The organism is Pantoea sp. FN0302, from assembly GCF_050113775.1.
Classification (GTDB): domain Bacteria; phylum Pseudomonadota; class Gammaproteobacteria; order Enterobacterales; family Enterobacteriaceae; genus Mixta; species Mixta alhagi.
In genome coordinates, this window is the sequence record NZ_JBNJSM010000001.1 from 2085721 (window position 1) to 2111357 (window position 25637).

22 protein-coding genes are annotated in these 25637 nt (G+C 54.7%); 6 read left to right on the forward strand and 16 right to left on the reverse strand.

From position 1 onward, the window contains the following. Positions 1–9: 9 nt before the first annotated feature. The 5 genes from secF to queA all read right to left on the reverse strand — a co-directional run bounded on the left by secF (position 10) and on the right by queA (position 5486). On the reverse strand, positions 10–978 hold the full coding sequence (gene secF / locus ACQE32_RS09860) for a protein translocase subunit SecF (RefSeq protein WP_426974631.1): 969 nt from the start codon (positions 976–978) through the stop codon (positions 10–12). Positions 979–988: 10 nt separating this feature from the next. Beyond that, positions 989–2836 carry a protein translocase subunit SecD gene (gene secD, locus ACQE32_RS09865; protein WP_426980967.1) on the reverse strand — a complete coding sequence of 616 codons (1848 nt, stop codon included), beginning with the start codon at positions 2834–2836 and terminating at the stop codon, positions 989–991. A gap of 27 nt (positions 2837–2863) precedes the next feature. Continuing rightward, positions 2864–3196, reverse strand: a complete 333-nt coding sequence (yajC, locus tag ACQE32_RS09870) for a preprotein translocase subunit YajC (RefSeq protein ID WP_085067738.1) — start codon at positions 3194–3196, stop codon at positions 2864–2866. Positions 3197–3220: 24 nt separating this feature from the next. Then, positions 3221–4345, reverse strand: a complete 1125-nt coding sequence (gene tgt / locus ACQE32_RS09875) for a tRNA guanosine(34) transglycosylase Tgt (protein ID WP_250652041.1) — start codon at positions 4343–4345, stop codon at positions 3221–3223. 70 nt (positions 4346–4415) lie between these two features. Then, entirely contained in the window at positions 4416–5486 is a 1071-nt protein-coding gene (gene queA / locus ACQE32_RS09880) for a tRNA preQ1(34) S-adenosylmethionine ribosyltransferase-isomerase QueA (RefSeq protein ID WP_427021682.1), read from the reverse strand. Positions 5487–5589: 103 nt separating this feature from the next. On the opposite strand from queA, the gene ACQE32_RS09885 reads away from it, so the two are divergent. Together ACQE32_RS09885 and ACQE32_RS09890 are read left to right on the forward strand one after the other, a co-directional pair. Further along, positions 5590–6171: an ACP phosphodiesterase gene (locus tag ACQE32_RS09885; RefSeq protein WP_426974634.1), complete on the forward strand. Its 582-nt coding sequence runs from the start codon at positions 5590–5592 to the stop codon at positions 6169–6171. Between the two features lie 110 nt (positions 6172–6281). Next, positions 6282–7544, forward strand: coding sequence for a mechanosensitive ion channel family protein (locus tag ACQE32_RS09890; RefSeq protein WP_426980965.1), 1263 nt, complete (start codon positions 6282–6284; stop codon positions 7542–7544). 123 nt (positions 7545–7667) lie between these two features. On the opposite strand, the gene proY is transcribed toward ACQE32_RS09890, so the two are convergent. The 6 genes from proY to phoB form a co-directional block, all read right to left on the reverse strand. Continuing rightward, complete coding sequence (gene proY, locus ACQE32_RS09895; RefSeq protein ID WP_426974636.1) at positions 7668–9023, reverse strand: proline-specific permease ProY; 1356 nt, start codon at positions 9021–9023, stop codon at positions 7668–7670. Positions 9024–9092: 69 nt separating this feature from the next. Continuing rightward, entirely contained in the window at positions 9093–10412 is a 1320-nt protein-coding gene (gene brnQ, locus ACQE32_RS09900) for a branched-chain amino acid transporter carrier protein BrnQ (protein WP_426974637.1), read from the reverse strand. Between the two features lie 405 nt (positions 10413–10817). Beyond that, positions 10818–11921, reverse strand: a complete 1104-nt coding sequence (locus ACQE32_RS09905) for a cobalamin-independent methionine synthase II family protein (protein ID WP_426974638.1) — start codon at positions 11919–11921, stop codon at positions 10818–10820. Positions 11922–12115: 194 nt separating this feature from the next. Then, positions 12116–13033 carry a PstS family phosphate ABC transporter substrate-binding protein gene (locus ACQE32_RS09910; protein WP_427021683.1) on the reverse strand — a complete coding sequence of 306 codons (918 nt, stop codon included), beginning with the start codon at positions 13031–13033 and terminating at the stop codon, positions 12116–12118. A 12-nt stretch (positions 13034–13045) separates the two neighbouring features. After that, complete coding sequence (gene phoR / locus ACQE32_RS09915) at positions 13046–14365, reverse strand: phosphate regulon sensor histidine kinase PhoR (protein ID WP_426974639.1); 1320 nt, start codon at positions 14363–14365, stop codon at positions 13046–13048. Positions 14366–14379: 14 nt separating this feature from the next. Further along, positions 14380–15069 carry a phosphate response regulator transcription factor PhoB gene (gene phoB, locus ACQE32_RS09920; RefSeq protein ID WP_085067747.1) on the reverse strand — a complete coding sequence of 230 codons (690 nt, stop codon included), beginning with the start codon at positions 15067–15069 and terminating at the stop codon, positions 14380–14382. Positions 15070–15305: 236 nt separating this feature from the next. Between phoB and sbcD the strand changes: the two genes are divergently transcribed. The 3 genes from sbcD to ACQE32_RS09935 all read left to right on the forward strand — a co-directional run bounded on the left by sbcD (position 15306) and on the right by ACQE32_RS09935 (position 20648). Continuing rightward, entirely contained in the window at positions 15306–16535 is a 1230-nt protein-coding gene (sbcD, locus tag ACQE32_RS09925; RefSeq protein ID WP_426974640.1) for an exonuclease subunit SbcD, read from the forward strand. Next, positions 16532–20206 carry an AAA family ATPase gene (locus tag ACQE32_RS09930; protein WP_427021684.1) on the forward strand — a complete coding sequence of 1225 codons (3675 nt, stop codon included), beginning with the start codon at positions 16532–16534 and terminating at the stop codon, positions 20204–20206. Before sbcD ends, ACQE32_RS09930 begins: the two co-directional genes overlap by 4 nt. A gap of 70 nt (positions 20207–20276) precedes the next feature. Continuing rightward, positions 20277–20648: a cell envelope integrity protein TolA gene (locus ACQE32_RS09935; protein ID WP_426974642.1), complete on the forward strand. Its 372-nt coding sequence runs from the start codon at positions 20277–20279 to the stop codon at positions 20646–20648. A 16-nt stretch (positions 20649–20664) separates the two neighbouring features. Here ACQE32_RS09935 and mak read toward each other — a convergent pair whose 3' ends face one another. Next, positions 20665–21573, reverse strand: coding sequence for a fructokinase (gene mak, locus ACQE32_RS09940; RefSeq protein ID WP_426974643.1), 909 nt, complete (start codon positions 21571–21573; stop codon positions 20665–20667). Between the two features lie 144 nt (positions 21574–21717). Here mak and rdgC point away from each other — a divergent pair, with 144 nt between their 5' ends. Then, positions 21718–22629: a recombination-associated protein RdgC gene (gene rdgC, locus ACQE32_RS09945; protein ID WP_250652029.1), complete on the forward strand. Its 912-nt coding sequence runs from the start codon at positions 21718–21720 to the stop codon at positions 22627–22629. A 79-nt stretch (positions 22630–22708) separates the two neighbouring features. Here the strand turns inward: rdgC and ppnP are convergent, their stop codons facing one another. From ppnP to aroL, 4 genes are all read right to left on the reverse strand, one after another. Next, a complete protein-coding gene (ppnP, locus tag ACQE32_RS09950; protein ID WP_085067753.1) occupies positions 22709–22993 on the reverse strand; it encodes a pyrimidine/purine nucleoside phosphorylase in 285 nt (94 codons plus the stop codon). Between the two features lie 78 nt (positions 22994–23071). Further along, on the reverse strand, positions 23072–23749 hold the full coding sequence (locus ACQE32_RS09955) for an AroM family protein (protein WP_426974644.1): 678 nt from the start codon (positions 23747–23749) through the stop codon (positions 23072–23074). Between the two features lie 802 nt (positions 23750–24551). Further along, positions 24552–24743: a YaiA family protein gene (locus ACQE32_RS09960; protein ID WP_250652027.1), complete on the reverse strand. Its 192-nt coding sequence runs from the start codon at positions 24741–24743 to the stop codon at positions 24552–24554. Between the two features lie 185 nt (positions 24744–24928). After that, positions 24929–25453: a shikimate kinase AroL gene (aroL, locus tag ACQE32_RS09965; protein ID WP_426974645.1), complete on the reverse strand. Its 525-nt coding sequence runs from the start codon at positions 25451–25453 to the stop codon at positions 24929–24931. Between the last annotated feature and the right edge of the window lie 184 nt (positions 25454–25637).

Below are 25637 nucleotides of genomic sequence, written 5' to 3' on the forward strand. Positions count from 1 at the left end.
ACCGTTGCCTTACGGCAGAATGGAAGGCTGGTCAGCGCCCTCTTTTTCTACTTTCTGCTGAAGCATATGTTCACGCTTCATGCCCAGCTTCAGCGCCAGCGCGGAAGCAACGTAGATAGAAGAAACCGTACCGATGGAAACGCCGATCAGCATCGTCAGCGAGAACCCTTCCAGCAGCGCGCCGCCGAAAATAAACAGCATCAGCACCACCACCAGCGTGGTTGCTGAGGTCATAATGGTACGACTCAGCGTCTGCGTCAGCGAAACGTTCACGATTTCATAAGGCGTTCCGCGACGGATCTTACGGAAGTTTTCACGAATACGGTCGGAAACCACGATACTGTCGTTCAGTGAGTAACCGATAACCGACATCAGCGAGGCGACGATGGTTAAATCGATCTCAATATGGAACAGCGCCAGGATACCGAGCGTAATAATGACGTCATGCGCCAGCGCCAGCACGGCACCAAGCGCCAGACGCCACTCGAAGCGAAAGCCCACATAGATCAGGATAGCGATCAGCGCCATCAACAGCGCCATACCGCCCGCCTGCGCCAGATCGCTGCCGACGCTGGGGCCAACAAACTCAATACGCTTAACGGTCGCATTCTGGCCGGCAGCCTCGTTGATTACCGAGACCACCTTATTGCCCAGCGCCTGCCCTGCGTTGCCGGCATTCGGCGACAGACGGACCATTACGTCACGACTGCTGCCGAAATTCTGCACCTGCGGCTCAACAAAGCCTGATTTCTCCAGAGCGCCGCGCAACGTATCCAGCTCGGCAGGTTTTTCCAGAGAAATTTCAATTACCGTACCGCCGGTAAAATCGAGTCCCCAGTTAAACCCGCGTACGCCCATGATGATCACTGATGCGATCAGCAGCAACCCTGACAGGGTAAAGGCCAGCTTATCCCAGCGCATAAAGTCATGAACTTTACGGCCGTAGTTTAATTGTTCAACACTATATTCCTGTGCCACAACCTACTCCTCAGATAGACAGCTTGTTGATGCGTTTGCCGCCATACAACAGGTTAACGATGGCACGCGTACCAACAATGGCAGTGAACATCGAGGTTCCCACACCAATGGCGGTGGTGATGGCAAAGCCCTTAATCGAGCCGGTGCCAACCGCATACAGAATAATCGCGGTGATAAGCGTGGTGAGGTTGGCATCAATGATACTGGAGAACGCCCCTTTATAGCCCTCATGAATTGCCTGCTGAATGGTACGGCCATTCTTCAGCTCTTCTTTGATACGCTCGTTTATCAGCACGTTAGCATCCACCGCCACCGCCAGCGTCAGAACGATACCGGCAATGCCCGGCATGGTTAAGGTCGCGCCCGGCAGCAATGACATAATGCCGACGATCAGGATCAGGTTGGCCACCAGCGCGCTGGTGGCAATGACGCCGAACTTTTTATAGTAAACCACCATAAATACGATCGAGGCGATCAAGCCCCACAGACAGGCTTCCAGACCCTGGGTAATATTCTGCTGCCCCATGGTTGGGCCAATGGTGCGCTCTTCAACAATCTGAATCGGCGCAATCAACGCACCGGCGCGCAGCAGCAGCGAAAGCTGACGCGCTTCATTCGGGTTGTTGATGCCGGTAATACGGAAGCTGTTGCCCAGGCGTGACTGAATATTCGCTACGTTAATTACCTCTTCCTGTTTCACCAGGATAGAGCGGCCGTTGGCATCTTTCTTACCACTGTCTTTATATTCAACGAACAGCGTCGCCATAGGCTTACCAATATTATCTTTGGTAAAGGTCGACATCATGTTGCCGCCCGCGCTATCGAGCGAGATATTAACCTGCGGCTGATTATATTCGTCGGTGCTGGAGGTGGAATCGGTAATGTGGTCACCGGTGAGGATCACCCGTTTGTACAGCACAACCGGCTGGCCTTCGCGCGTTTGCTTCACTTCTGAATCGCCCGGTACACGGCCTTTAGCCGCTGCAGTGGCATCCACCACGGTATTCACCAGACGGAATTCCAGCGTTGCCGTTGCGCCCAAAATCTCTTTCGCGCGCGCGGTATCCTGAATGCCCGGCAGCTCAACCACGATGCGATCGGCTCCCTGACGCTGAACCAATGGCTCCGCTACACCCAGCTGGTTAACACGGTTACGCAGAATGTTAATGTTCTGCTGAACAGCATATTCACGCGCTTCACGCAAACGCTCATCGCTCATTACCGCACGCAGCAGGTTATCGCCACGGCTGCTAATCACCAGATCGCGATGACGCGTTGAAAGATAGTTAACGGCATTGTCACGCGCATCGGCGTCACGGAAGCGGATTTCCACGCCGTAATTTTCGATTTTGCGTACGTTGGTGTAGGCAATGCCTTTCTCACGCAGATCGCTACGCAGGCTGTCGGTATTCTGCTCCTGCAGCTTACCCAGCGCGGTATCCATATCAACTTCCATCAGGAAGTGGACACCGCCGCGCAGATCCAGACCGAGCTTCATCGGCTGCGCTGCCAGCATATCCAGCCATTTCGGCGTGGCAGGCGCCAGATTGAGTGCGACGACGTAATCGTCGCCCAGCGTTTTCATCAGCGCTTCACGCGCGCGCAGCTGCACATCTGTGGTAGAGAAACGCGCCAGGATAGCGCCCTGCTCCAGCGCAATAGATTTGCTTTGAATATGCTCTTGTTTTAAGACGTTTTGGATCTGGTCCAGCGTTTGCTCACTGGCGGCGCTTCCGCGCGCGCCAGTGATTTGAACAGCCGGATCCTCTCCATAAAGGTTGGGAAGTGCATACAGCAGACCGACGGCAAGCACCACGATCAGCATAATGTATTTCCACAAAGGATAACGGTTTAACACGGCAGTTCCCTTAGGGAAAACAAAGAATTACAGCGCCTTCATAGTACCTTTCGGCAGGACGGCAGCCACGAAATCACGTTTGATAACTACTTCGTTGTTATCGTTGAGTGCGATAGCAATGTAGCCGTTGTCGGCCACTTTGGTCACGCGACCCACCAGACCACCGGTAGTCAATACCTCATCGCCTTTGCCGATCGAGTCCATCAGTTTTTTATGCTCTTTGGCACGTTTTTGCTGCGGACGCAGGATCATAAAATAGAAAATCAGGCCAAAAACCGCCAACATCACAACCATCGTGTAGGGGCTTCCCTGCGACGGTGCGCCTGCTGCTGCCACTGCGTCAGAAATGAAAAAACTCATCAACTTTCCCTCATTGTTTAATTATCAAGCGTTTAATGGCGGAACCGCTTTGCCCGTCCGCGTATAGAATTCACTGACGAAGCACTCTAATTTACCTTCTTCAATAGCCTGGCGTAAACCCGCCATCAGGCGCTGGTAATAACGCAGGTTATGAATGGTATTCAGACGCGCACCGAGTATTTCGTTACAACGATCAAGATGATGCAAGTAGGCGCGACTGTAATTGCGACAGGTGTAGCAATCACACTCTGCATCCAGCGGCGACGTATCATCTTTATGTTTGGCATTACGGATTTTAACCACGCCGTCGGTGACAAACAGGTGACCGTTACGCGCGTTACGCGTCGGCATGACGCAATCGAACATATCGATACCGCGACGTACGCCTTCAACCAGGTCTTCCGGCTTGCCAACGCCCATTAAATAACGTGGCTTATCTTCCGGGATCTGCGGGCAGACATGCTCCAGAATACGGTGCATATCTTCCTTCGGCTCACCGACCGCCAGGCCGCCCACAGCGTAACCATCAAAGCCGATCTCCACCAGTCCTTTGACTGAGACATCACGTAAATCTTCGTAAACGCTGCCCTGAATAATGCCGAACAGCGCATTCTTGTTGCCCAGCTTATCGAAGTGATCACGACTGCGTTGCGCCCAGCGCAGCGACATTTCCATCGAGCGTTTGGCATAATCCCAGTCCGCCGGGTAAGGCGTGCACTCATCAAAGATCATCACGATATCGGAACCGAGATCGTACTGGATCTCCATCGATTTCTCAGGATCGAGGAAGATCGCATCGCCGTTAATCGGATTGCGAAAATGGACGCCCGCTTCGGTGATTTTACGAATGTCACCAAGGCTGAAGACCTGAAAACCGCCGGAGTCGGTGAGAATCGGCCCCTGCCACTGCATAAAATCATGCAGATCGCCATGCAGCTTCATAATCTCCTGCCCCGGACGCAGCCAAAGGTGGAACGTATTGCCCAGCAGGATTTGCGCGCCGGTCTCTTTGACTTCTTCCGGCGTCATGCCTTTTACCGTGCCGTAGGTGCCCACCGGCATAAAGGCCGGGGTTTCTACGACGCCACGATCAAAAACCAGACGACCACGACGCGCGCGGCCATCTTTTTTATCTAATTCAAACTTCACGTTGCCTCCATCAGAGAAACAGTCTGATGCATGGTTAATATCACGACGCCGCAGCTGCGGCGTCGGTTAATCAGCCGCCGACTTTTTCCTCCGGCGCCTGGGGATTGCGGGTAATAAACATCGCATCGCCGTAGCTGAAAAAGCGATATTGCTCAGCTACTGCCTCGCGATAGGCGTTCATGGTGTGGCGATAACCAGCAAACGCGGAAACCAGCATAATCAGCGTGGATTCCGGCAGATGGAAATTGGTGATCAGCGCATCAATAATCTGATAGCGATAGCCGGGATAGATAAAGATTTGGGTATCGTCGAAGAACGGCGCAATCAGCGCATCCTGTGCCGCCTGCGCCGCGCTCTCCAGCGAGCGCACCGAGGTGGTGCCCACAGCGACCACCCGGTTGCCGCGCGCCTTACAGGCTAACACCGCATCCACAACCTCCTGCGGCACTTCAGCATACTCGGAATGCATGATGTGATCTTCAATGCTGTCCACGCGCACCGGCTGGAAGGTTCCCGCGCCCACGTGCAGCGTCACAAATGCCATCTCAACGCCTTTTTCCCGCAGCGCGGCCAGCAGCGGCTCGTCGAAGTGCAGACCAGCGGTCGGCGCGGCCACTGCGCCCGGCTTCTGGCTGTAAACCGTTTGATAAAGCTCGCGGTCAGCCTCTTCATCTGGACGATCGATATAGGGCGGCAGCGGCATGTGACCGATAGCGTTGAGAATGCCCAGTACGTCGCGTTCATCATCAAATTGAATTTCGAACAGCGCATCATGACGCGCAACCATTGTTGCCCGCACGCTTTCATCATCGCCAAACAGCAGCTCTGCGCCCGGCTTCGGCGCTTTAGAGGCGCGGACGTGCGCCAGCACACGCTTGTCATCCAGCATGCGTTCTACCAGCATTTCAATCTTACCGCCGCTGGCTTTACGCCCATAGACACGCGCCGGGATGACGCGGGTGTTATTGAACACCAGCAGATCGCCGGGGTTAAGCTTATCCAGCACATCGGTGAACACGCCGTGGCTTAAAGCGCCATCAGGACCGTTCAGCGACAGCAGTCGGCATCCGCTACGCTGAGGCTGCGGATAGTGGGCAATTAATGATTCAGGTAATTCAAAAGAAAAATCAGCGACGCGCATGCTCAATGTCTTACGGCTAACAAACAGGCGGCATAGTCTAGCGGAAAAGCGGGAAATTCTGAACTGTTACCCGGTAACCATTCTGTTAGCGTATAATGCCAGGATGAACTTTCTTGCTCATCTCCATTTAGCCCGGCTTGCCAACAGCTCGCTGACAGGCAACCTGATGGCGGACTATGTACGCGGCAATCCGCACCTACAGTGGCCTGCCGATATCGCCGCCGGCATCGCGCTACACCGTCGCCTTGATGCCCTTACCGACTCCTTACCCGAAGTCCTGAGCGCCAAACGGCTGTTTCGTCCCGAAACGCGTCGGGTTGCGCCTGTTACGCTGGATGTGGTGTGGGATCATTTTTTATCACGTCACTGGGATCGCATTGAGCCAGAGGTGTCGCTGCCGCTGTTTCTGGCGCGCGCTCAGGCGCAAATCGAGCCGATGTTGCCGCAGTTGCCAGAAGGTTTTCAGCGGCTTAACGGCTATCTGTGGCGTGAACGCTGGATGGAACGCTACGCCGAAGCCGATTACCTGCAACAGGTTTTATGCGGAATGGCAGCACGGCGTCCGCGTCTGGCGGCGCTGGCCGATTCCTGGCAGGATTTTTTTAATAATTACGCGGCGCTTGAAACTTTTTTCTGGCAATTTTATCCACAATTAATGGCACGCGCTGCCGCACAGCAGCTGTAGCTTTTTCTCAGCCTGGCCGTTATGTTGGTTCCTGCAGGCCGGGCCTGTTCCGCAGGGCAGTTGCGGAATTCTTATTTCAACAGGAAGAGCACTATTCTCAGGGAGATAATATGCAACACCAAATTCTTTTTTGGCTTCATCATTTTGATGTGCCTTACGCCACGCCGCTCTCTTTAGCGATAGTTATTGCTATCGTATTACTGATCTCGCTGCTCGCTCACTGGCTGCTTCACCGTGCCGTATTGCCGATGTTAAAACGTCGCGCCTACGCCTCAAGCCAGCAATGGGCGAAATCATTAATCGATAATCACCTTTTTAACCGCTTTGCCCTATTGCTGCAGGGCGTTCTGCTCAATATCCAGATCGACCTGTTTTTGTCCAACAGTGAGCCGCTGCACGCCGTTCTGCTGGTGTTTTCTCAGGTCTGGATGATGCTCTTTTTACTGTTGATGCTGTTTTCGCTGTTAGACATTCTGCTGGAGCTATCAGCTAACAGCACGCTTGCCCGACAGCTGCCGCTGCGCGGTATTTTTCAGAGTATCAAGCTGGTGGCAGCTATCCTGTTTGCCATCATGATTATTTCAGTGCTGATGGGTAAATCGCCGCTGGTGCTGATTACCGGCCTGGGCGCGATGACCGCCGTGCTGATGCTGGTGTTTAAAGATCCGATTCTGGGTCTGGTGGCGGGTATTCAGCTGTCGGCAAACGACATGTTAAAGCTGAACGACTGGCTGGATATGCCTAAATATGGCGCAGATGGTGCCGTAATCGATATTGGGCTGACAACGGTAAAAGTGCGCAACTGGGATAACACCATCACCACTATTCCCACCTATGCGCTGATTGCCGACTCGTTTAAAAACTGGCGTGGTATGTCGGAATCAGGCGGACGCCGGATCAAGCGCAGCATCAATATCGATACCACCAGCATTCACTTTCTGAACAAGGATGAGTTGGAACAGCTACAGCATGCGCAGCTATTAACGCCTTATATCAAACAGAAAATGGTTGAGATCGAACAGCATAATGCGCATTTAAGCAGCGATTTAAACATACCGTTAAATGGACGCCATCTGACTAATATCGGTACTTTCCGCGCCTGGCTGGAGGCCTGGCTGAAAAGTCATCCGCAGATCCATCAAAACATGACCCTGATGGTGCGACAACTGGCACCCGGTACCGATGGACTGCCGCTGGAAATTTATGTTTTTACCAATACCACGGTATGGCTGGAGTATGAGCGTATTCAGGCTGATATTTTTGACTATATCTATGCGGTGCTGCCAGCCTTTGGTCTGCGCGTCCATCAAACGCCGACCGGTTATGACTGGCGTGCTTTTGCCGCTAACGCAGAGAATAAGCCTCACCTTTAGTCAGCCACCCAACTCTGTTTATATCTGGCCCTGAAATACAGACTTCATTCAGGGCGGTTAATAACCAGAAAGGCATTAATTACTATACCCATAAAAAAAGCCGCATCGCTGCGGCTTTTTTTATCATGCTGACTTCTTACGCACCAGCTTATAGCCCGCCAGCAACAGCACAATCCAGATCGCACCGACATAGAGCGAAATGCGGGTATCCGGGAAATAACCGATTAAACCGATAATGAACACCAGGAACAGCACGCCGAAAATGGCGGTATAGCTGCCGCCCGGCAGCGCGAACTTCAGCGCCTGCGCCTGCTGCTTACTCAACGTACGGCGGAAAGCGATCTGCGAACAGAGGATCATAATCCATACCCAAACGGTGGCGAAGGTGGCCAGCGAGGCGATAACCAGGAACACTTTTTCCGGCATCAGGTAGTTCAGATAAACCGCAATCAACATCGCCAGCATCATCACTACAACCGTTACCCACGGAATGCCGCGATCGGAGACTTTCATGAACATCTTTGGCGCATGGCCCTGCTGCGCCATACCGTGCAGCATGCGCCCTACTCCAAATACATCGCTGTTAATCGCCGAGAGCGAGGCGGTCAGCACCACAAAGTTCAGAATAGAGGCCGCAGCCGCAATGCCCAGATGCTGGAAAGTCAAAACAAAGGGGCTGCCCTGCGTGCCAACCTGGTTCCACGGATAGATCGACATAATCACAAACAGCGTACCCACGTAAAAAACCAGAATACGCCAGGGCACCGAATTAATGGCACGCGGAATCGATTTTTGCGGATCTTCCGCTTCACCGGCGGTGATACCGATAATTTCAATGCCGCCATAGGCAAACATCACCATCTGCAGCGACAGCAGCATGCCAACAATGCCGTGCGCAAAGAAACCGCCATTGGTCCACAGATTATGGATGCCGGTTGGCTGGCCGCCGTTGCCGATCCCCCAGATAATCATGCCCAGGCCCGCTGCGATCATAATGATAATGGTGGCGACCTTGAAGAAAGAGAACCAGAACTCCACCTCGCCAAAGACTTTGACGCTCATCAGGTTAACGGCGCCGATCACCAGCACCACGCTCAGAACCCAAATCCAGTGCGGCACGTCGGGGAACCAGACGCCCATATAGATACCGAACGCGGTAACGTCGGCAATCGCAACTATCAGGATTTCAAAGCAGTAGGTCCAGCCGGTGATGTAGCCCGCCATCGGGCCAAGATAATCCTGCGCGTAACGCGAGAAAGAGCTGGACTGCGGATTGTTGACGGACATTTCGCCCAGCGCACGCATAATAATGTACGCCACGGCACCGCCGATAACGTAGGCCAGCAGCACGCTCGGCCCGGCCATTTTTATTGCATCGGCAGAACCGTAAAACAGCCCGGTCCCAATCGCCGATCCCAGCGCCATAAAACGAATATGGCGTGTGCTCAATCCGCGTTTGAGCTTATTGGTTTCTTGCATAATGACATCTTACCTGTGGAAATGAAAAACCACGGGCATGCCCGTGGTTAAGACCGAATTGTATCAGGTTTAATGATGCGCCCTGACCCGCTCTTGCCCCATCATGCGGTCGGCTAATGCCGTAACGATCAGCATAACCAGCGAAGGCGGCAGCCAGGCAAGCCCCTGCTCGGCCAGCGGCAGGTGTTGGCTAACGGCAGGCAGCACATCTTTAAAGCCGGTGGTTTTAATCGCGTCGATGATACCAAATACCAGGCTAACAAGCATAACCGGCGCAATAATGCGGGCGCTTTTGTTCCACCAGCTCAGGGTAAAGCTGAGCACAACCAGTACGATGCACGGCGGATAGATGGCAGTGAGCACCGGAATGGAGATCTGAATCAAATGACTCAGGCCCAGGTTAGAGACCACCATCGAGAACAGGCCCAGAATAAACACCAGCGTTTTATAGGAAAACGGCAGATATTGCGCAAAAAATTCGGCACAGGCACAGGTCAGCCCCACCGCCGTTACCATACAGGCGATAAAGATCAGCGCCGCCAGGAAGAAGCTCCCCATTCCGCCGAAGGTATGCTGCACATAGGCGTGCAGGATTGCCGCGCCGTTGGCATTCTGATCGGCCAGCGAACCACTGCCGGACCCCAGCTGAAACAGGCTCAGGTAGACCAACGTCAGGCCGACACCGGCAATCAGACCGGCCAGAATGGTGTAACGCGTCAGCAGACGTGCGTCGTCCACGCCGCGTGAACGCGCGGCATTAACGATAACGATGCCGAACACCAGCGCACCCAGCGTATCCATTGTGAGATAGCCGTTAACAAAACCGCTGGAAAAGGCCGCGTTCTGGTAGGCGTCGGTAGCCGGAATATGCGTTCCCGCAGGCCACAGCAGCGCCGCCACGCCCAGAATAAACAGCGCAAAGATTTTCAGCGGTGCCAGAATATGCCCCACCGTATCCAGCAGTTTGCCCGGATAAAGTGAAATAGCGATCACCAGCGCGAAATAGATCAGGCTATAAACCAGTAGCGCCATCGCGCCATCGCCGGTCAGCGGAGCAATACCGATTTCAAAGGAAACGGTCGCCGTGCGCGGCGTGGCGAACAGCGGCCCTACAGCAAGGTAGCAGACCGTAGCCAACAGCAGGCCAGCCGCTTTGCCTATTGGCGAGCTTAGCGCATCGATACCGCCGCCAACGCGTGCCAGCGCGATCACCGTAATAACCGGTAGACCCACTGCGGTAACCAGGAACCCAAGCGCCGCCATCCAGACATGTTCGCCTGACTGTAAACCGACCATGGGAGGGAAAATGATGTTGCCTGCGCCAACAAACAGGGCAAAAGTCATAAAGCCCAGCGCAATGATGTCTTTCGACGTTAAACGATGTGTCATAAAGCTGAATTGCCTGCTACAGATGTTGCGGTGGATGTTGTGTGAATGCTTACTGCACCCTCTCTACGCTAACATGCTGTCGGATAGGACAAATCAATTAAGTAATGTCTGTTCACGACCGCAAACGCAGTGATATGAGCTAATTTTGTTCTTTTCACAGAGGAAAGCCGCGATAAGCGGCGTAAGTAAAACGTTTATAGCGAAGAAAGGCAATACAGGATCGGAAAAGCAGAGTGATATAACGAATATAGGCTTCAGACCAGAGAATCACTTCAAGCTATGCCTAAAGCACATTACATGATGTGACTTTTTTTTCACCAGCCCGGCGTTAATTTCTTCATTGTTGTCGGCCTGAATGCACAAAAGGCGCGTTTTTACGCGCCTGTTTGCACACATTTACGCCACTCACCAGACGTTTTTTGCAATATCCACTACCAGACGCAGTTTATCCCACTGCTGCTGCGCGGTAAGATTATTGCCTTCCTCGGTGGAGGCAAAGCCACACTGCGGGCTGAGGCAAATTTGATTGATATCGATATACTGCGTTGCTTCAGCGATACGCGCCTTCACGCTTTCCGGATCTTCCAGCTCGCCGACTTTTGTGGTGATCAGCCCCAGCACCACCTGCTGATTGCCCGGCTTAATAAAGCGCAACGGTTCGAAGCCGCCGGAGCGCTCGTTATCATACTCCAGGAAAAAGGCATCAATATTGACGCCGCCAAACAGAATCTCCGCTACCGGCTCATAGCCACCTTCAGAGATCCAGGTAGAACGGAAGTTACCCCGGCAGACATGCAGCCCAACGGTCAGGTCTGCTGGTTTGCCTTCCAGCGCTTTGTTCAGTACGCGCGCATAGGTTTGCGCCAGCTCTTCCGGGTCATCGCCGCGCTCACGAATTTGACGCTTTTGATCTTCCGAGCAGAGATAGGCCCACACGGTGTCATCCAGTTGCAGATAGCGGCAGCCTGCATCATAAAAGGCTTTGATGGCATCACGGTAAGTTAATGCCAGGTCGTCAAAATAGTCCGCCAGGTCTGGATAGACCTCAGCATCAATCATCTTGCGTCCGCCACGGAAGTGCAGCACGCTCGGGCTGGGGATGGTCATTTTAGCGACAGCGTCACCGCTGATGCTGTTAAGGAAGCGGAAATCTTCCAGCATCGGATGATCGCCAAAGCCCAGCTTGCCGGTTACGCGCACGCCGCGCGCTTTGGTTTGAATACCGTTGAACTGAATCCCCTGTTCCGCCTCATAGCGCTCCACGCCCTGCAGACCGTCAAAGAAATCAAAGTGCCACCAGGCGCGACGAAATTCACCATCGGTTACCACCTGCAAACCACAGGCGCGCTGCTGTTCTACGACGTGGCGGATCGCTTCATCTTCCACACGACGCAGCGCCGCAGCATCAATCTCTCCGGCGGCAAACTGCTCGCGGGCGCGCTTGATCGCTGCAGGCCGTAAAAAGCTGCCAACCACGTCGGCACGGAAAGGGGCGGTTGTTCTTTGCATTATTTTCAACTCCTGTAACGAGGCGATCCCGCCCCGCTGATTTACCGATGAAATAGTTTCAGAACTTTATCTTTAAGACTTCTGGATGTCTAAATGTCTGAAATCAGCGTCTCATGACTTTTGTTCAGCGGCAAGGGAGGAAAATTCACAAGACATGAAAAATATTCATGTCTATGCTGAAAAAACCGGCGCGCTTATAATCCCAGCAGCGCCTTTGCCTGATGGATTTGCCGTTCGGAAAGAGGTAAGTAGCCCGCCTGGGTCACCAGCGCCTGCCCCTGCGGAGAAAGCACATGACGTAAAAACGCGGCGGTAAGCGGCTCCGGCATCTTGCCTGGCGGCTTATTGATATAGATATAAAGCGGGCGTGCATAGGGATAGCGCCCATTACGAATCGTTGTGGCATCGGGCATTACCGCTTCGCCCTCTTTTGCCAGCGCCAGCGTTTTCACGCCGCTGATATGGAAGCCAAAGCTGGCATAGCCGATGGCATTAAGGTTGCCCGCTACCGCCTGCACCACTGCCGCTGAACCAGGATATTCGCCCACGTCACGACGAAAATCGCCGTTGCAAAGCGCCTGCTGCTTGAAAAACCCCCAGGTGCCGGACGCCGAGTTACGCCCCAGCCGCTGTAGCGAACGATCGCGCCAGCTGAGCTGTTGTAATCCTAAATCGCCCCAGGTATGCGGTGAACGGGGTGCGCCGCAGCGCCGCGTCACGGAAAAAATCGCGTCCAGCTGCTGCGCATTGAGCCGGGTCAGCGGATTATCCTGATTCACTACCACTACCAGCGCATCCAGCGCGACCGGCACCGCCAGCGGCGGATAGCCGTAGCGCTGCTGAAAAAGCTGACGTTCCGAAATCTGCATTGGACGGCTCATTGCGCCCAGCTGTGCCGCGCCTGCGGCAAGCGCGGTCGGCGCGGTGGAGGATCCGGCGGCCTGTACCTGCACATTAACGCCCGGATACTGAAGATTGAAACTTTCGCCCCACAGCGCCATTAGGTTGCCCAGCGTATCTGAGCCAACGCTGCTGAGATTCCCTGCCAGCAGCGCGGGTTTTGCCTGCAGCGCGCCGGAAAACAGCAGCAGCAGCACCATGATGATTTTCATACTTTGCATCCGTCAGATTTTACGCGCCGCATTGTCCGGCAGATGCTGGCTGACAATCAACCTTGTCGGCAGGATAAAACTAAAACAGGTCCCTTTATGCGGCTGGCTGGTAATGGTGAGGCGAGCGCCGTGATGACTCAGGGCATGTTTAACAATCGCCAGCCCCAGTCCACTGCCGCCGGTGGCCCGCGATCGCGCCTTATCCACCCGATAAAATCGCTCGGTCAGACGCGGCAGATGCTCCTGGGCAATGCCCGGCCCGTTATCTTTCACTGCAAACAGCGCGCCCTGTTTGCAGAATTGCCAGCTGACCTCAATATGCGTGCCTTCCGGCGTATGGTTGACCGCGTTATAGACCAGGTTAGAGATGGCGCTGCGGAGCTGCTCTTCGTTACCGAACACCTTTAGCTGCGCATCGGCATGAAACGCAATATGATGCCGGCCATTACTCAGGGTTTCCGCTTCGCGCTGCAGCAGGCGCAGCATCATCGGCACATCCACTTTCTCCGCCAGATCGATAGCGGGCGCAGCCTCAATGCGTGAAAGCGTCAGCAGCTGTTTAACCAGACCATCCATCCGGCGCGTCTGCTCCTGCATGGTTTGCAGCGCTTTTTCACGGGATTTTCCCTCCAGCACCGCATCGCCCATCATTTCCAGATAGCCCTGCAGCACCGTAAGCGGCGTGCGCAGCTCATGGCTGACGTTGGCAAAGAAGTTACGGCGCGCGCCCTCCAGTTGGTGCATCTGCGTAACATCGCGCGCCACCAGTAGCCACTGCCCTTCGCTATAGGGCATTACGCGAAATTCCATATGCAGCTGATTATTCATCACCAGCGTCAGCGGACGAACAAAATCCTGCTGACGCAGATAGCGGGAAAACTCAGGATAGCGCAGCAGATTAAGGATGTTCTGACCGTTATCTTCCGGCCAGCGCAGCCCCAGATGCTGCTGTGCCAGACCGTTGCACCAGAAAATAGTGCCCTCATCGGTGGTCAGCACCACCGCATCGGGCAGGGATTCCGCCCCGCTGCGAAACCGCTTAATCAGGTTTCCCAATTCGCGGCGACGGCGGCGGTTGCGTAGCTGCATTTGGTAAAGCCCATAAAACAGCGGCTCCCAGCTCCACTGACCGCCAGGCGGCGTCATAGAGCGGTCGGTCCACAGCCAGTGTGACAGACGCAGCAAATTCCAGAAGTGCCAGCCCAGCAACAGCAGTACGGCGCACAGCAGGAACCACGGCAAATAGCCGATAATCAGTCCAGCCAGCAGCGCGGGCAAACAGACCAGCACCAGTTCCAGTAATAATCTCTTCCAGGAGAGGCGTTCCAGCACGAGGCAGACTCCGATCAGTAACGAGCGGAGAAACGATAACCCGTTCCACGTACGGTTTGCACCATGCGATCGTGACCGGTCAGCTCCAGCGCCTTGCGCAGCCGCCGAATATGCACGTCAACCGTACGATCCTCAACGTAAACATTGGTGCCCCAGACATTGTTCAGCAGCTGTTCACGGCTGTACACGCGCTCCGGGTGCGTCATAAAAAAGTGCAGCAATTTATATTCTGTCGGGCCCATCTCCAGCGGCGTGGTATCTGACATCACGCGGTGCGAAGAAGGATCCAGGCTCAGCCCCTGAATTTCGATCACATCCTCAACCGCCATCGGCGAAATGCGGCGCATTACCGCCTTGATGCGCGCCACCAGCTCTTTTGGCGAGAACGGTTTAGTGATGTAATCATCGGCGCCCACTTCCAGGCCGCGCACGCGATCTTCTTCTTCGCCGCGCGCGGTAAGCATCATGACCGGGATATCGCGCGTCATCGCTTCGCGCTTGAGATGTTTGATAAACTGAATGCCGCTGCCGCCGGGTAACATCCAGTCCAGCAGGATCAGATCGGGCCATGGCTCGATTAACAGGTTGACAGCGCTGTCATAATCATCCGCTTCGATGGGCTGATAATCATTTTGCTCCAGCACGAAACACAACATTTCCCTGATGGGGGCTTCATCTTCGACAACCAGAATGCGCTTAGCCATTATTGCTCCTGCGAATGTGACTCTTGGTCACGGGGATTTGCGGCGTCATTATGCGTCAGTTTTATGACAGATTTATGAAAAATGCACGGCCCCAATGGTGCTTTCGTAACGCTTTTGTGAAGCAATCAGTAACCATTTTTTGAAACCCAGACGCAGGTAATGATCAATCCAGTTCCCCTCTGCAGCTTAGCTCTGGTTATAATCGCCCCGGCGTTCTGCTATTAGCTGGGAGTTTTATGCGCATTATTCACACTTCAGACTGGCATCTCGGTCAGTTTTTTTATACCCGCAGCCGTGCCGCCGAGCATCAGGCCTTTTTTCACTGGCTGATTGAGCGTGTTGAAGAGCATCAGGTCGATGCGGTGATTGTCGCCGGCGATATCTTTGATACCGGATCGCCGCCCAGCTATGCACGTGAACTCTATAACCGTTTCGTGGTGGATCTGCATCGCACCGGCTGCCAGCTGATTGTGCTGGGCGGCAACCACGATTCCGTCGCCACGCTCAACGAATCACGCGAACTGCTGGCCTGTTTGAACACGCGCGTGATTGCCGCTGCCAGCAGCGATCCCGAAGAGCAGGTGCTGACCTTAACCACGCGCCAGGGCACACCGGGCGCGGTGCTGTGCGCCATCCCTTTCCTGCGGCCACGTGACATTATGCGCAGCCAGGCGGGTCAGTCCGGCGAACAAAAGCAGATCAGCCTGCTGAACGCCATTACGCAGCACTATCAGCGCAGCTACCAGCATGCTCGTCAGCTTAGCCAGCAGGCGGAAAAACCGCTGCCGGTAATCGCTACCGGCCATCTGACCACCGTCGGCGTCAGCAAAAGCGAAGCGGTGCGCGATATCTATATCGGCACGCTGGATGCGTTTCCGGCGCAGGCGTTTCCCGCCGCTGACTATATTGCCCTCGGGCATATTCATCGCCCACAGCGCATCGCCGGCAGCGAACATATTCGCTACAGCGGCTCTCCGCTGCCGCTCAGCTTCGATGAGCTGGGCAGCGAGAAAAGCGTGTTTTTGGTGAGTTTTGCCGACGGCAAGCTGGCCAGCGTTGAGCCGCTGCCGGTGCCTGGTTTTCAGCCAATGCAGACCATCAAGGGCACGCTGGCAGAGATCGAGCAGCAGCTAAAACCCTTTGCCAATGCCTCTCCGTCACGTCCGGTGTGGCTGGATATCGAAATCACCACTCAGGAATATCTGCATAACATGCAGCAGCATATCCAGGCGCTAACTGAAGGTTTACCGGTGGAGGTGCTGCTGATGCGCCGCAGCCGCGAACAGCGTGAGCGAGCGCTTGCTCGTCTGCAAAATGAGACGCTGAACGAACTAAAGGTAGAGGAGGTTTTTGAACGACGCCTGGAACAGGAAGAGGAAATGGATGAGGCGCGGCGCACGCGCGTACGCCAGTTATTTAGCGGCACGCTGGATGCGCTTTATCAGGGCGAGGAGAGCCAGCCATGAAAATTTTGTCCCTGCGTTTTAAAAACATCAACTCGCTCAAAGGCGAATGGAAAATTGATTTCACCCGCGAGCCCTTTGCCAGCAGCGGACTTTTCGCCATCACCGGCCCAACCGGTGCCGGTAAAACCACCCTGCTTGATGCGATTTGCCTGGCGCTTTATCACGAAACGTCACGTCTGGGGAAAATATCCCAAACGCAAAATGAGCTGATCAGCCGCGATACCGCCGAATGCCTCGCCGAAGTGGAGTTTGAGGTGAAAGGTGAGGCCTGGCGCGCCTTCTGGAGCCAGAACCGGGCGCGCGGCGCGGTGGACGGCAATCTGCAGGCGCCGCGTGTGGAGCTGGCGCGCTGTGCGGATAACGTCATCGTTGCTGATAAGGTGAAAGATAAGCTGGAGATGATCGCTCAGTTAACCGGTCTCGATTTTGCCCGCTTTACCAAATCGATGATGCTGTCGCAGGGACAATTTGCCGCCTTCCTGAACGCTGACGCCAACGATCGTGCCGAGCTGCTGGAAGAGTTGACCGGCACTGAGATTTACGGTCAGCTCTCATCGCGTATTTATGAGCAACATAAACAGGCGCGCGTGGAGCTGGATCAGCTTCGGGCGCGCGCCGCTGGCATGGCGCTGCTGGATGAAGCGACGCGAATAGCGCTGCAAAGTGAAATAGCGGCGCTGGCGCAGCAGGAAAACCAACTGCATCTCCAGCTTAACGCGCTACGACAGCAGCAGCAGTGGCTGAGTCAGCAGCAGCGTCTGGAGCAAGAAAAAAACCAGGCGCGCAGCGCGCAGCAGCAGGCGGAAAATAACTGGCAATGTGCCGAGGCGGAACGTCAGAAACTGGCGCGATCGGAACCGGCGGAAAAACTGCGTCCGCTCTGGCAGCAGCGTCAGCAGCTACAGCAGGATCTGGCACAGCTTAACCAGCAGGCACAGCAGCTCTTTGCTTCACTTCAGCAGGCCAGTGAGCAGTTACAAACTTTACAGAACAAACAGCAACAGGCTGAACAGGCACAGCAGCAGCTGAATACGCAATGGCGACAGCAGGAAAGCCTGATCAACGAACAGGTGATCCCGCTTGACCATCAAATTGATACGCTGACGCAGCAGCTTAGCCTTCAGCAGCAAACGCTGCAGGAAAACCAACAGGCGCTACAGCAGCGCCAACAGCGTCAGCAGCAATTGAGCAGTGAACATCAGACGCTGCATACGCAACAGCAGCAAGAGCAACAGTGGCGCAGCGATCATGCTCAGGTTGTGAACTGGGGCGATCTGCTGGGCGGCTGGCGTGCGCGTTTTCAGCAACAGCAACAGCTTCAGGAGAACCTGAGCATATTGCAGAACCGGCAGCGCCAGCATCAGCAACAGTGCGACGAACAGCAACAGCAGCTTGCGCAACTGATGACTCAGGCCGCTCCGCTGGAAAGCGAACTGGAGCTGGCGCGCCAGAAGGTACAGCAGGCAGAGCAAGCACTTACTGCACTTCAGCAACAGCCGGAAAGCACGCTGCGTTACCAGCTGGAGCAGCTACAGCAGCAGCGCCCGCTGCGGCAGCAACTGGCTATCGTCTCCTCTACGCTGCGCCCGCTGAGCCAGCGTTACGCCCAGCAACAGCAGGAGCTGCAGGCGCTGGATACGCAGATCCTGCTACAAACGCAGCAGCTTACAGAGCAGCGCCAGGCGTGGAAAGAGAAGCATCAGCATCGCGTCGATCTGGAAAAGCGTCTGGAGCTGGAACGCCGCATTGTTAGCCTTGAGCAGGAACGCGCGCGCTTAGTCGCCGGTGAGCCTTGCGCCCTATGCGGATCCACCGAGCATCCGGCGGTGGAACGCTACCAGACGCTGACCTTAACGGAAAATCAGCAGCGCCTTGAAGAGATACGCCAGCAGGAGGAGCAGTTAAAAATTGCCGGCGTCACCTGTAGCGAACAGCTAAAGGCGTTGCAAAACCAGCAGGCGCGACTAAGCCAGCAGCAGCAGACGCTTCATAGCGAGCTGTTGCGCCAGCAGGATGAATGGCAAACGCTGCTGGCAGCGGCGAACCTGGCGCTGTCTCTGGAGGATGAAGCGGGGCTTAGCGCCTGGATCGGCCAGCAGGAGCAGCAGGAGCAGCGGCTACAGCAGCAGCTTCAGCAGCTGGAACAGGCTGCCCGCAGCCTGCAGCAGGCAAAAGAGGCGCTGGCGGCCTGTCAGCAACGCTGGCAACAACAGCAACAGGCGCGCCAGCTGGCGGAACAGCAGCTGCGCTACAGTCAGCAGCAGCGGCAGGATGCGGAACAGCAGTGTCAGCAACTCACGACGCAGCGACAACAGTTTACTGAAACGCTGGCACAGGAACTGGCTCAGCATCAGCTTACGCCGCCGGAGCCGCAGGCCGAACAGGCGTGGCTGGAAGCGCGTCAGAAGGAATGGCGGCGCTGGCAGGAAAGCGAGCAAGTACTTACCGATATTGCGACGCGCCTCGCCGCCTGCGATACGGCGCTGAACGCGGTCAACGAAGAGCTGGCCCAGCTGGCGCAGCAGAAACAACGTGCTGAAACCCTGCTGCGGTCACAGCAGCAGCAGCTGGAGACGCTGCGTCAGCAACGCCACGGCCTGTTGGGTGACAGCACAATTGCCGAAGTTCGTCAGCAGTGGCAGCAGCGTCTGTTGCAGGCGGAAAATCAGACGCGTGAACAGCAACAGCGCTGGCAGCAAAGTCAGGACCAGTTAAATAATCTGACCGGACAGCATAATTCGCTGGCGCAGCAGCTGGAGACCTCACAGAAACGTTACGACGAGCGGTTAATGCAGTTTAATCAGGCGCTGGAGGCGAGTCCTTTTAGTGATGAAGCGGCTTTCCGTGCCGCACTGCTGGATGAGCAGGAGGCGCAGGCGCTGCGTGAGCGCTGTCAGCAGCTGGAGGCGCAGCGTCAGCAGGCCATGACGCTGGCGCTGCGCGCTGAACAAAGCCTGGCGCAGCATGAGCTTGAACGTCCTGATGATGTAAAGCTCACGCTACCGGAGCTGGAAGCCGTACTGGCAGCGCAGCAGCAGCTATTGCATGACACGGTTCGTCAGCAAGGGCAACGGCGTCAGCAGCTGGAGAGCGATAATGCGCAGCGTCAGCAGCAGCAGAGTTTGCTGCAGCAAATTGAAGAGAATACCCAGCAGGTCGAAGACTGGGGTTACCTTAATCAGCTGATCGGCTCCAGCAGCGGCGATAAATTCCGGCGCTTTGCGCAGGGTCTGACGCTTGATCACCTGGTCTGGCTGGCGAATCAGCAGCTTGATCGCTTGCATGGGCGGTATCTGCTGCAGCGTAAATCAAGCGATACCCTGGAGCTGCAGGTAATGGATACCTGGCAGGCTGATGCCAGGCGGGACACGCGCACGCTGTCGGGCGGCGAAAGCTTCCTGGTAAGCCTGGCGCTGGCGCTGGCGCTTTCGGATCTGGTCAGTGATAAAACCCGGATTGAATCCCTGTTCCTTGATGAGGGATTCGGTACGCTGGATGCGGATACGCTGGATACCGCGCTGGATGCACTGGATGCGTTAAACGCCAGTGGCAAAACCATTGGCGTGATCAGCCATGTCGAGGCGATGAAAGAGCGCATTCCGGTACAGATAAAAGTGCGTAAGGTTAACGGCCTTGGCTACAGCCGACTGGAGCGGCAATTTTCAGTCTGATGCGCCTGTTGTCGGCGCAGCGCGCATGATACCGTGCGCTGCGCAACTCATCAGTCTGTAAGGAAAAAATATGTGGTTTTTTCGCCTCGCCCCGGCGTTTGCCCTACTGGCGCTGAGCGGTTGTCAGCTCTCGCCTCAGCCCGCTCCCGCGCATCCTGACTCTGCCGCCCGCTGTAGCGACGCGGAGCATGCGCACTGCGCGTGGGTGAATGAAATAGAACAGCGCGTATCCCGCCATTTTGATCGTGCGGATCGTTATCACGGTCAGCGCTGCGATGTAACGATCGGTTACGATCCCCGGCGCGGCTATCAGGTGTTACGCACTGAGGGCGACGAAGCGCTTTGTCTGAAAGCCTGGCAGGCTGTCAGCAGCGATCGGCAGCTCCCCACGCCGCCAGCGGGCGCGCCGCAAAATATTATGGTGACCTTTCGCCCTGGCTAAGCGCTTTCCGCCTCGATCAGGCCAGCGGCCACAGCCAGGCGGCGCCGCGCACGCCGCTGGAGTCGCCGTGTTGCGCTTTCACCACTGGCGTTTCGCATTCACGGCCAAACACCCAGGGCTTCATCAACGTTGGCAATGTCTGATAGAGGCGCTCAACGTTACTCATTCCGCCGCCCAGTACGATAATATCGGGATCGAGCAGATTAACCACCTGTGCCAGCGACTTCGCCAGACGCAACTCATAACGGCTCATTGCCAGTTCAGCTAAGGGATCCTGTTGGTTCAGCAGCGCAACGATCTCCGCGCCGCTTAGGCTTTTCCCGCTCAGACGCTGGTAATCAGTCGCGAAGCCGGTACCGGACACAAAGGTCTCGATACAGCCTTTCTGCCCGCAGTAGCACGGTACTTCTTCACGGAAACGAAGCTCATCCTCATCCATCCACGGCAACGGATTATGCCCCCATTCACCACCATTGCCGTTGCCGCCAGCATGGCTGACACCGTTAATAGCGATACCCGCGCCGGAACCGGTGCCGATAATCACCGCAAAAACCAGCGCCCTGCCCGCCGCCGCGCCATCTACCGCCTCTGAAACCGCCAGACAGTTGGCATCGTTGGCAATGCGCACTTCACGATCCAGCAGACGCGCCAGATCTCTGTCGAGCGGCTGGCCGTTCAGCCAGGTGGAGTTTGCATTTTTAACCCGCTGACTGTAAGGCGACAGCGTACCGGGAATACCCAGCCCGACGCTGCCCTGCTGACCTGTTTTCTCCTCCGCCAGCCGGACCAGATCGACAATCGCCTGTAGCGTTTGCGGATAGTCATGGCGCGGCGTCGGAACGCGATGGCGAAACAAGGTTTCACCGGCATCAGAAAGGGCAATCACTTCTGTTTTGGTACCGCCTAAATCAATGCCAATACGCACAGGATATTCCTCTTTTTTGTCAGGATGAGCGTTACATTAGAAGGCAGCGCCCGGAAAGGCAATGACCCGTCGCCGATGTTTCGCTATCATGCGCGCACCGTTTATGACCTGTGAATTTATACACATCCGGCAAAGGAAAACCCTATGTTGTGGTTTAAAAACTTGATGATTTATCGTCTGAATCGTGACATTCCACTGTCCGCAGACGACCTGGAAAAACAACTCGCTGCGTTTTCCTTTTCCCCGTGCGGCAGTCAGGATATGGCGAAAACCGGCTGGGTTTCGCCAATGGGTTCGCGTAGTGAAGCCCTGACGCATGTCAATAACGGACAGATCCTGATTTGCGCCCGTAAAGAAGAGAAAATCCTGCCTTCTCCAGTGATCAAGCAGGCGCTGGAAGCCAAAATTGAGAAACTGGAAGCAGAGCAGCAGCGCAAGCTGAAAAAAACAGAAAAAGATTCGCTGAAGGATGAGGTGCTGCATAGTCTGCTGCCGCGCGCCTTTAGCCGCTTCAGCCAGACTTATCTCTGGATCGACAGCGTCAATAACCTGATTATGGTGGACTGCGCCAGCGCGAAAAAAGCGGAAGATACCCTGGCGCTGCTGCGTAAAAGCATCGGTTCGCTGCCGGTGGTGCCGCTGACGCTGGAAAACCCGATTGAGCTGACCTTAACCGAATGGGTACGCTCCGGCGATCTGCCGGCAGGCTTTGCACTGATGGATGAAGCGGAGCTAAAAGCCATTCTGGAAGATGGCGGCGTTATCCGCTGTAAGAAACAGGATCTGGTTTGCGATGAGATTGCTAACCATATTGAAGCAGGCAAGCTGGTAACCAAACTGGCGCTGGACTGGCAGGAACGTATTCAGCTGGTGCTGGCGGATGATGGCTCTCTGAAGCGCCTGAAGTTTGCCGATACGCTACGTGAACAAAACGATGATATCGATCGGGAAGATTTTGCGCAGCGTTTCGATGCAGACTTTATTCTGATGACCAGCGAACTGGCGGCGCTGGTCAGCAACCTGACCGAAGCGTTAGGCGGCGAGGCGCAGCGTTAATCAGCGCTGCACAGCGCGGGCTGTCTCCCGAGTCCTGCGCTAATAACGGATGTGCGCCGCTGGCGGCGCACATTTAGCGTTACAGATAACGGCAAAGGTAGGCGGTTGGCTCTGCGACCTGCAAATGAAACTCGCTGTGACCGGGAACGTGGAACACACCGCCCGCTTCATAGATTTTCCATTCGGTTTCGCCGGGTAACAGCACGTTTAATGCGCCGCTGATCACCGTCATCTCCTCTGGCTGACCGGTTCCGAAGGCATACTCACCTTCCACCATCACCCCAACGCTGGCGCGTCCGGTGCTGGCACTGGTAAAACCGATCGACTTCACTTTTCCTTCAAAGTACTCGCTTACGTTCAGCATGCATCGTCCCCCGAAACCACAATAGATGAATCGGCAGTGTAGGGGCTAAACGCGTGTTTTGTCATCTGAAATTGTCGATTATGCCAGCACTCCGGCGACCATTTCCGCCAGCGATTGCCAGGAGAGCAGCACCGGAATACCCAGCAACTGCTGTAAGCTGTCACAGTGGTGCGAGTGATAGGCCGGGCTGTCCAACACCACCACATCCGCGCCCTGCTCCAGCAGCATCAGTCCGGCATCAAATAATGCCTGATTATCACTCTGCAGCGGATCGGCAACGGCAAAACAGGCGGGCTTACGCAGAACGCGCCATTTACCTGCCTGCTGACGCAGTAGTTCATTAGCCGAAACAATAATGCCCGCCTGATGGCCGCCGACAATCGCGCCGACCAGCGGAGGGATCAGGCGGTCCGGCTCCATAAGAAGCGCATGGCGGGCTTGCAGTTCAGTAAACTGCCCGCAACCCAGCAACAGAATATTTTCAACGCCGCGCGACTCCAGCTGGCTGATAAGCTGCTGCAGACCCCGCTCAATGCGGCTGGTCGCGAGCAGCATCTCTGTGCCCTCCGCTAACCGCACTATCTGCGCCTTCTCGCCCTTACGCGGAGCATATTTTTCATTTATCTCTTCGCAGGAAAGCGCGTTCAGCAGACTGACTGGCTCCAGCTGTGCTTCAGACAGCGATTCCAACAGTAACGGCGAGATATCATAGTCCGGCGAGTATGCGATGGTAAGTATTACCAGTGTCTGTTTCATATTTACTTCTTCGATACAAGTAAATTGCCGGGCCGGTTACAGGCCAGCTATTCGTTATGCCATTAGGGTGCCGTTTTACCGGCAACAGGCGTAAAACAGGTGCCCGGCAATATTTCTGCCGCTGATTTTAATTATTTCTGCCCAATAAAAAACCGCTTTTTCATAAAGGTTATTTAACCTTGTACTAATAAAAATCATCGTACCCTTAATGACGGTAGCCCGGTCATTTATTTGCAACAGGCTTATTAACTGCCGTAATGGCAAATTAATAAAATATTATTCTGCTAATAAATCAATCAGCGATTTAATATTATGCTGGCATAACAATTGATGAAAAACCACCCGCAGATTCGATGATTAATCACTGAAAAATCGATTATTTCTGGTCATCATTTTCTTCAGGCTTATATTGACTGAATATTAAGCGATTAAATGCTCAGCTCCCAACATTTTTCTTTCAAAAGGCTGGCCAGCAGGGTAGCAGTTTTATGACAAAAACGACATCAGAGGTTAACAGCTGTAAAAAGTAGATAGCACAGGCGATTATTAATGCAGGGGCAAAATAAAATATCAACCGGAAGGAGTCAAGCCTTAACCGCCATTGAGGCGAGATCCTTTATACGCTCAAAGAGAACAGTAATTTTTATCAAGTCGCGTTTAGTAAGAGGAGAGGGTTAGCAAAATATCTGGATAAAATAACAAAAGAAAATCGGAGAAAGATTAATTTAATTGATCAAATAACAGGCTTATTAAGCGGGGTATATCCGGCAGGCTATTACACAGGCATCCCTGCCCGACTGAATTACTCTTTGTCGCTATTCTCGTAACGTTCTTTCGCATCCAGCGCTTCCTGTTCGCTTTCATGCTCACTAATCAGCGAGTTGGGTTTCGGGTGATCGGCGCGTAGTTCGTAGCGCGTTGCGCCTTGTCCTGTAGCGCCTTTATCAACCTGAACAACCCGGGCTTCACGTGGATAGGGTGGTCTTGTTGGCATTTTTCTTCCCTCTTATGGTGAAAGTGGTTTCCGCTACTCTCAGGCCGCTTGCTGCCGAGAACGTTCGCTTTTGCGCGCGTAGCAGTAAGTATAGACAATCACGCCAGTGCGGCAGGGAAATGGAAAAGAAAGGTAACAAAAACAGACGGATTAATAACCGACGGCCCCGCAGGCGAGGCTCATGCTTAGCTGGCGCGCGCCACAGGTAAGGCGTTCAGGATAGCCATGACAACCCGTTCAGGCGCCTGCATGGCATCTATTATATGATGTGCGGTTTGCTGATAAAGGCTTGCGCGTTCATCAAGCACTTCCGCCATCTCTTCAGTGATAGAACGGCCGGTTAAAGTAGGACGCTGCGAGGTTTGCGGATAATCGGCCAGACGAGCTGCCAGCACCGTAGCGTTGGCCTGTAGCCAGATAACCTGCCCCCGCTCCTGCATAAAGCAACGATTGGCTTCCGCCAACACCATGCCGCCACCAGTAGCGATAATGGTTTCCGGTGCGGTAACCGCAATCAAGGCGTCAGTTTCGTGCTGACGAAACCCTTCCCAGCCTTCGGCAGCGACAATCTCCGCTACCGTTTTTCCTGTGCTTTGCTGCAGATAATGATCGGTATCGCAAAAAGCATAACCCAGTACCTGCGCCAGTGATTCACCTACCGTGGTTTTACCGCAACCCCGAGCGCCAATGAGAAAAATGGGTAACGACATGACAGCCTGTCCTCCGCCATGACTGCGTTCCGCCGCAGCTGGTCATCAAATTATGCATGGCGGGCATCATACCGAGAAAAAATATTGTGGGCCAGCTGTAACGTTGTTTTTACGCATCGGAAAGGCTTTTAACCATGCATCGCTTTTTAGCAGAAACGGAATGCTCTGTTCTTCCCGGCAATAT

Excerpts from the sequence above, each read along its gene's own strand:
- brnQ (WP_426974637.1), bottom strand. The coding sequence starts at position 10,412 with ATGACACATCGTTTAACGTCGAAAGACATCATTGCGCTGGGCTTTATG.
- aroL (WP_426974645.1), bottom strand. The coding sequence starts at position 25,453 with ATGTCGTTACCCATTTTTCTCATTGGCGCTCGGGGTTGCGGTAAAACC.
- ppnP (WP_085067753.1), bottom strand. The coding sequence starts at position 22,993 with ATGCTGAACGTAAGCGAGTACTTTGAAGGAAAAGTGAAGTCGATCGGT.
- ACQE32_RS09930 (WP_427021684.1), top strand. The coding sequence starts at position 16,532 with ATGAAAATTTTGTCCCTGCGTTTTAAAAACATCAACTCGCTCAAAGGC.
- queA (WP_427021682.1), bottom strand. The coding sequence starts at position 5,486 with ATGCGCGTCGCTGATTTTTCTTTTGAATTACCTGAATCATTAATTGCC.
- ACQE32_RS09955 (WP_426974644.1), bottom strand. The coding sequence starts at position 23,749 with ATGAAACAGACACTGGTAATACTTACCATCGCATACTCGCCGGACTAT.
- ACQE32_RS09960 (WP_250652027.1), bottom strand. The coding sequence starts at position 24,743 with ATGCCAACAAGACCACCCTATCCACGTGAAGCCCGGGTTGTTCAGGTT.
- yajC (WP_085067738.1), bottom strand. The coding sequence starts at position 3,196 with ATGAGTTTTTTCATTTCTGACGCAGTGGCAGCAGCAGGCGCACCGTCG.
- ACQE32_RS09935 (WP_426974642.1), top strand. The coding sequence starts at position 20,277 with ATGTGGTTTTTTCGCCTCGCCCCGGCGTTTGCCCTACTGGCGCTGAGC.
- ACQE32_RS09905 (WP_426974638.1), bottom strand. The coding sequence starts at position 11,921 with ATGCAAAGAACAACCGCCCCTTTCCGTGCCGACGTGGTTGGCAGCTTT.
- ACQE32_RS09910 (WP_427021683.1), bottom strand. The coding sequence starts at position 13,033 with ATGAAAATCATCATGGTGCTGCTGCTGCTGTTTTCCGGCGCGCTGCAG.
- phoB (WP_085067747.1), bottom strand. The coding sequence starts at position 15,069 with ATGGCTAAGCGCATTCTGGTTGTCGAAGATGAAGCCCCCATCAGGGAA.
- rdgC (WP_250652029.1), top strand. The coding sequence starts at position 21,718 with ATGTTGTGGTTTAAAAACTTGATGATTTATCGTCTGAATCGTGACATT.
- proY (WP_426974636.1), bottom strand. The coding sequence starts at position 9,023 with ATGCAAGAAACCAATAAGCTCAAACGCGGATTGAGCACACGCCATATT.
- sbcD (WP_426974640.1), top strand. The coding sequence starts at position 15,306 with ATGCGCATTATTCACACTTCAGACTGGCATCTCGGTCAGTTTTTTTAT.
- ACQE32_RS09885 (WP_426974634.1), top strand. The coding sequence starts at position 5,590 with ATGAACTTTCTTGCTCATCTCCATTTAGCCCGGCTTGCCAACAGCTCG.
- ACQE32_RS09890 (WP_426980965.1), top strand. The coding sequence starts at position 6,282 with ATGCAACACCAAATTCTTTTTTGGCTTCATCATTTTGATGTGCCTTAC.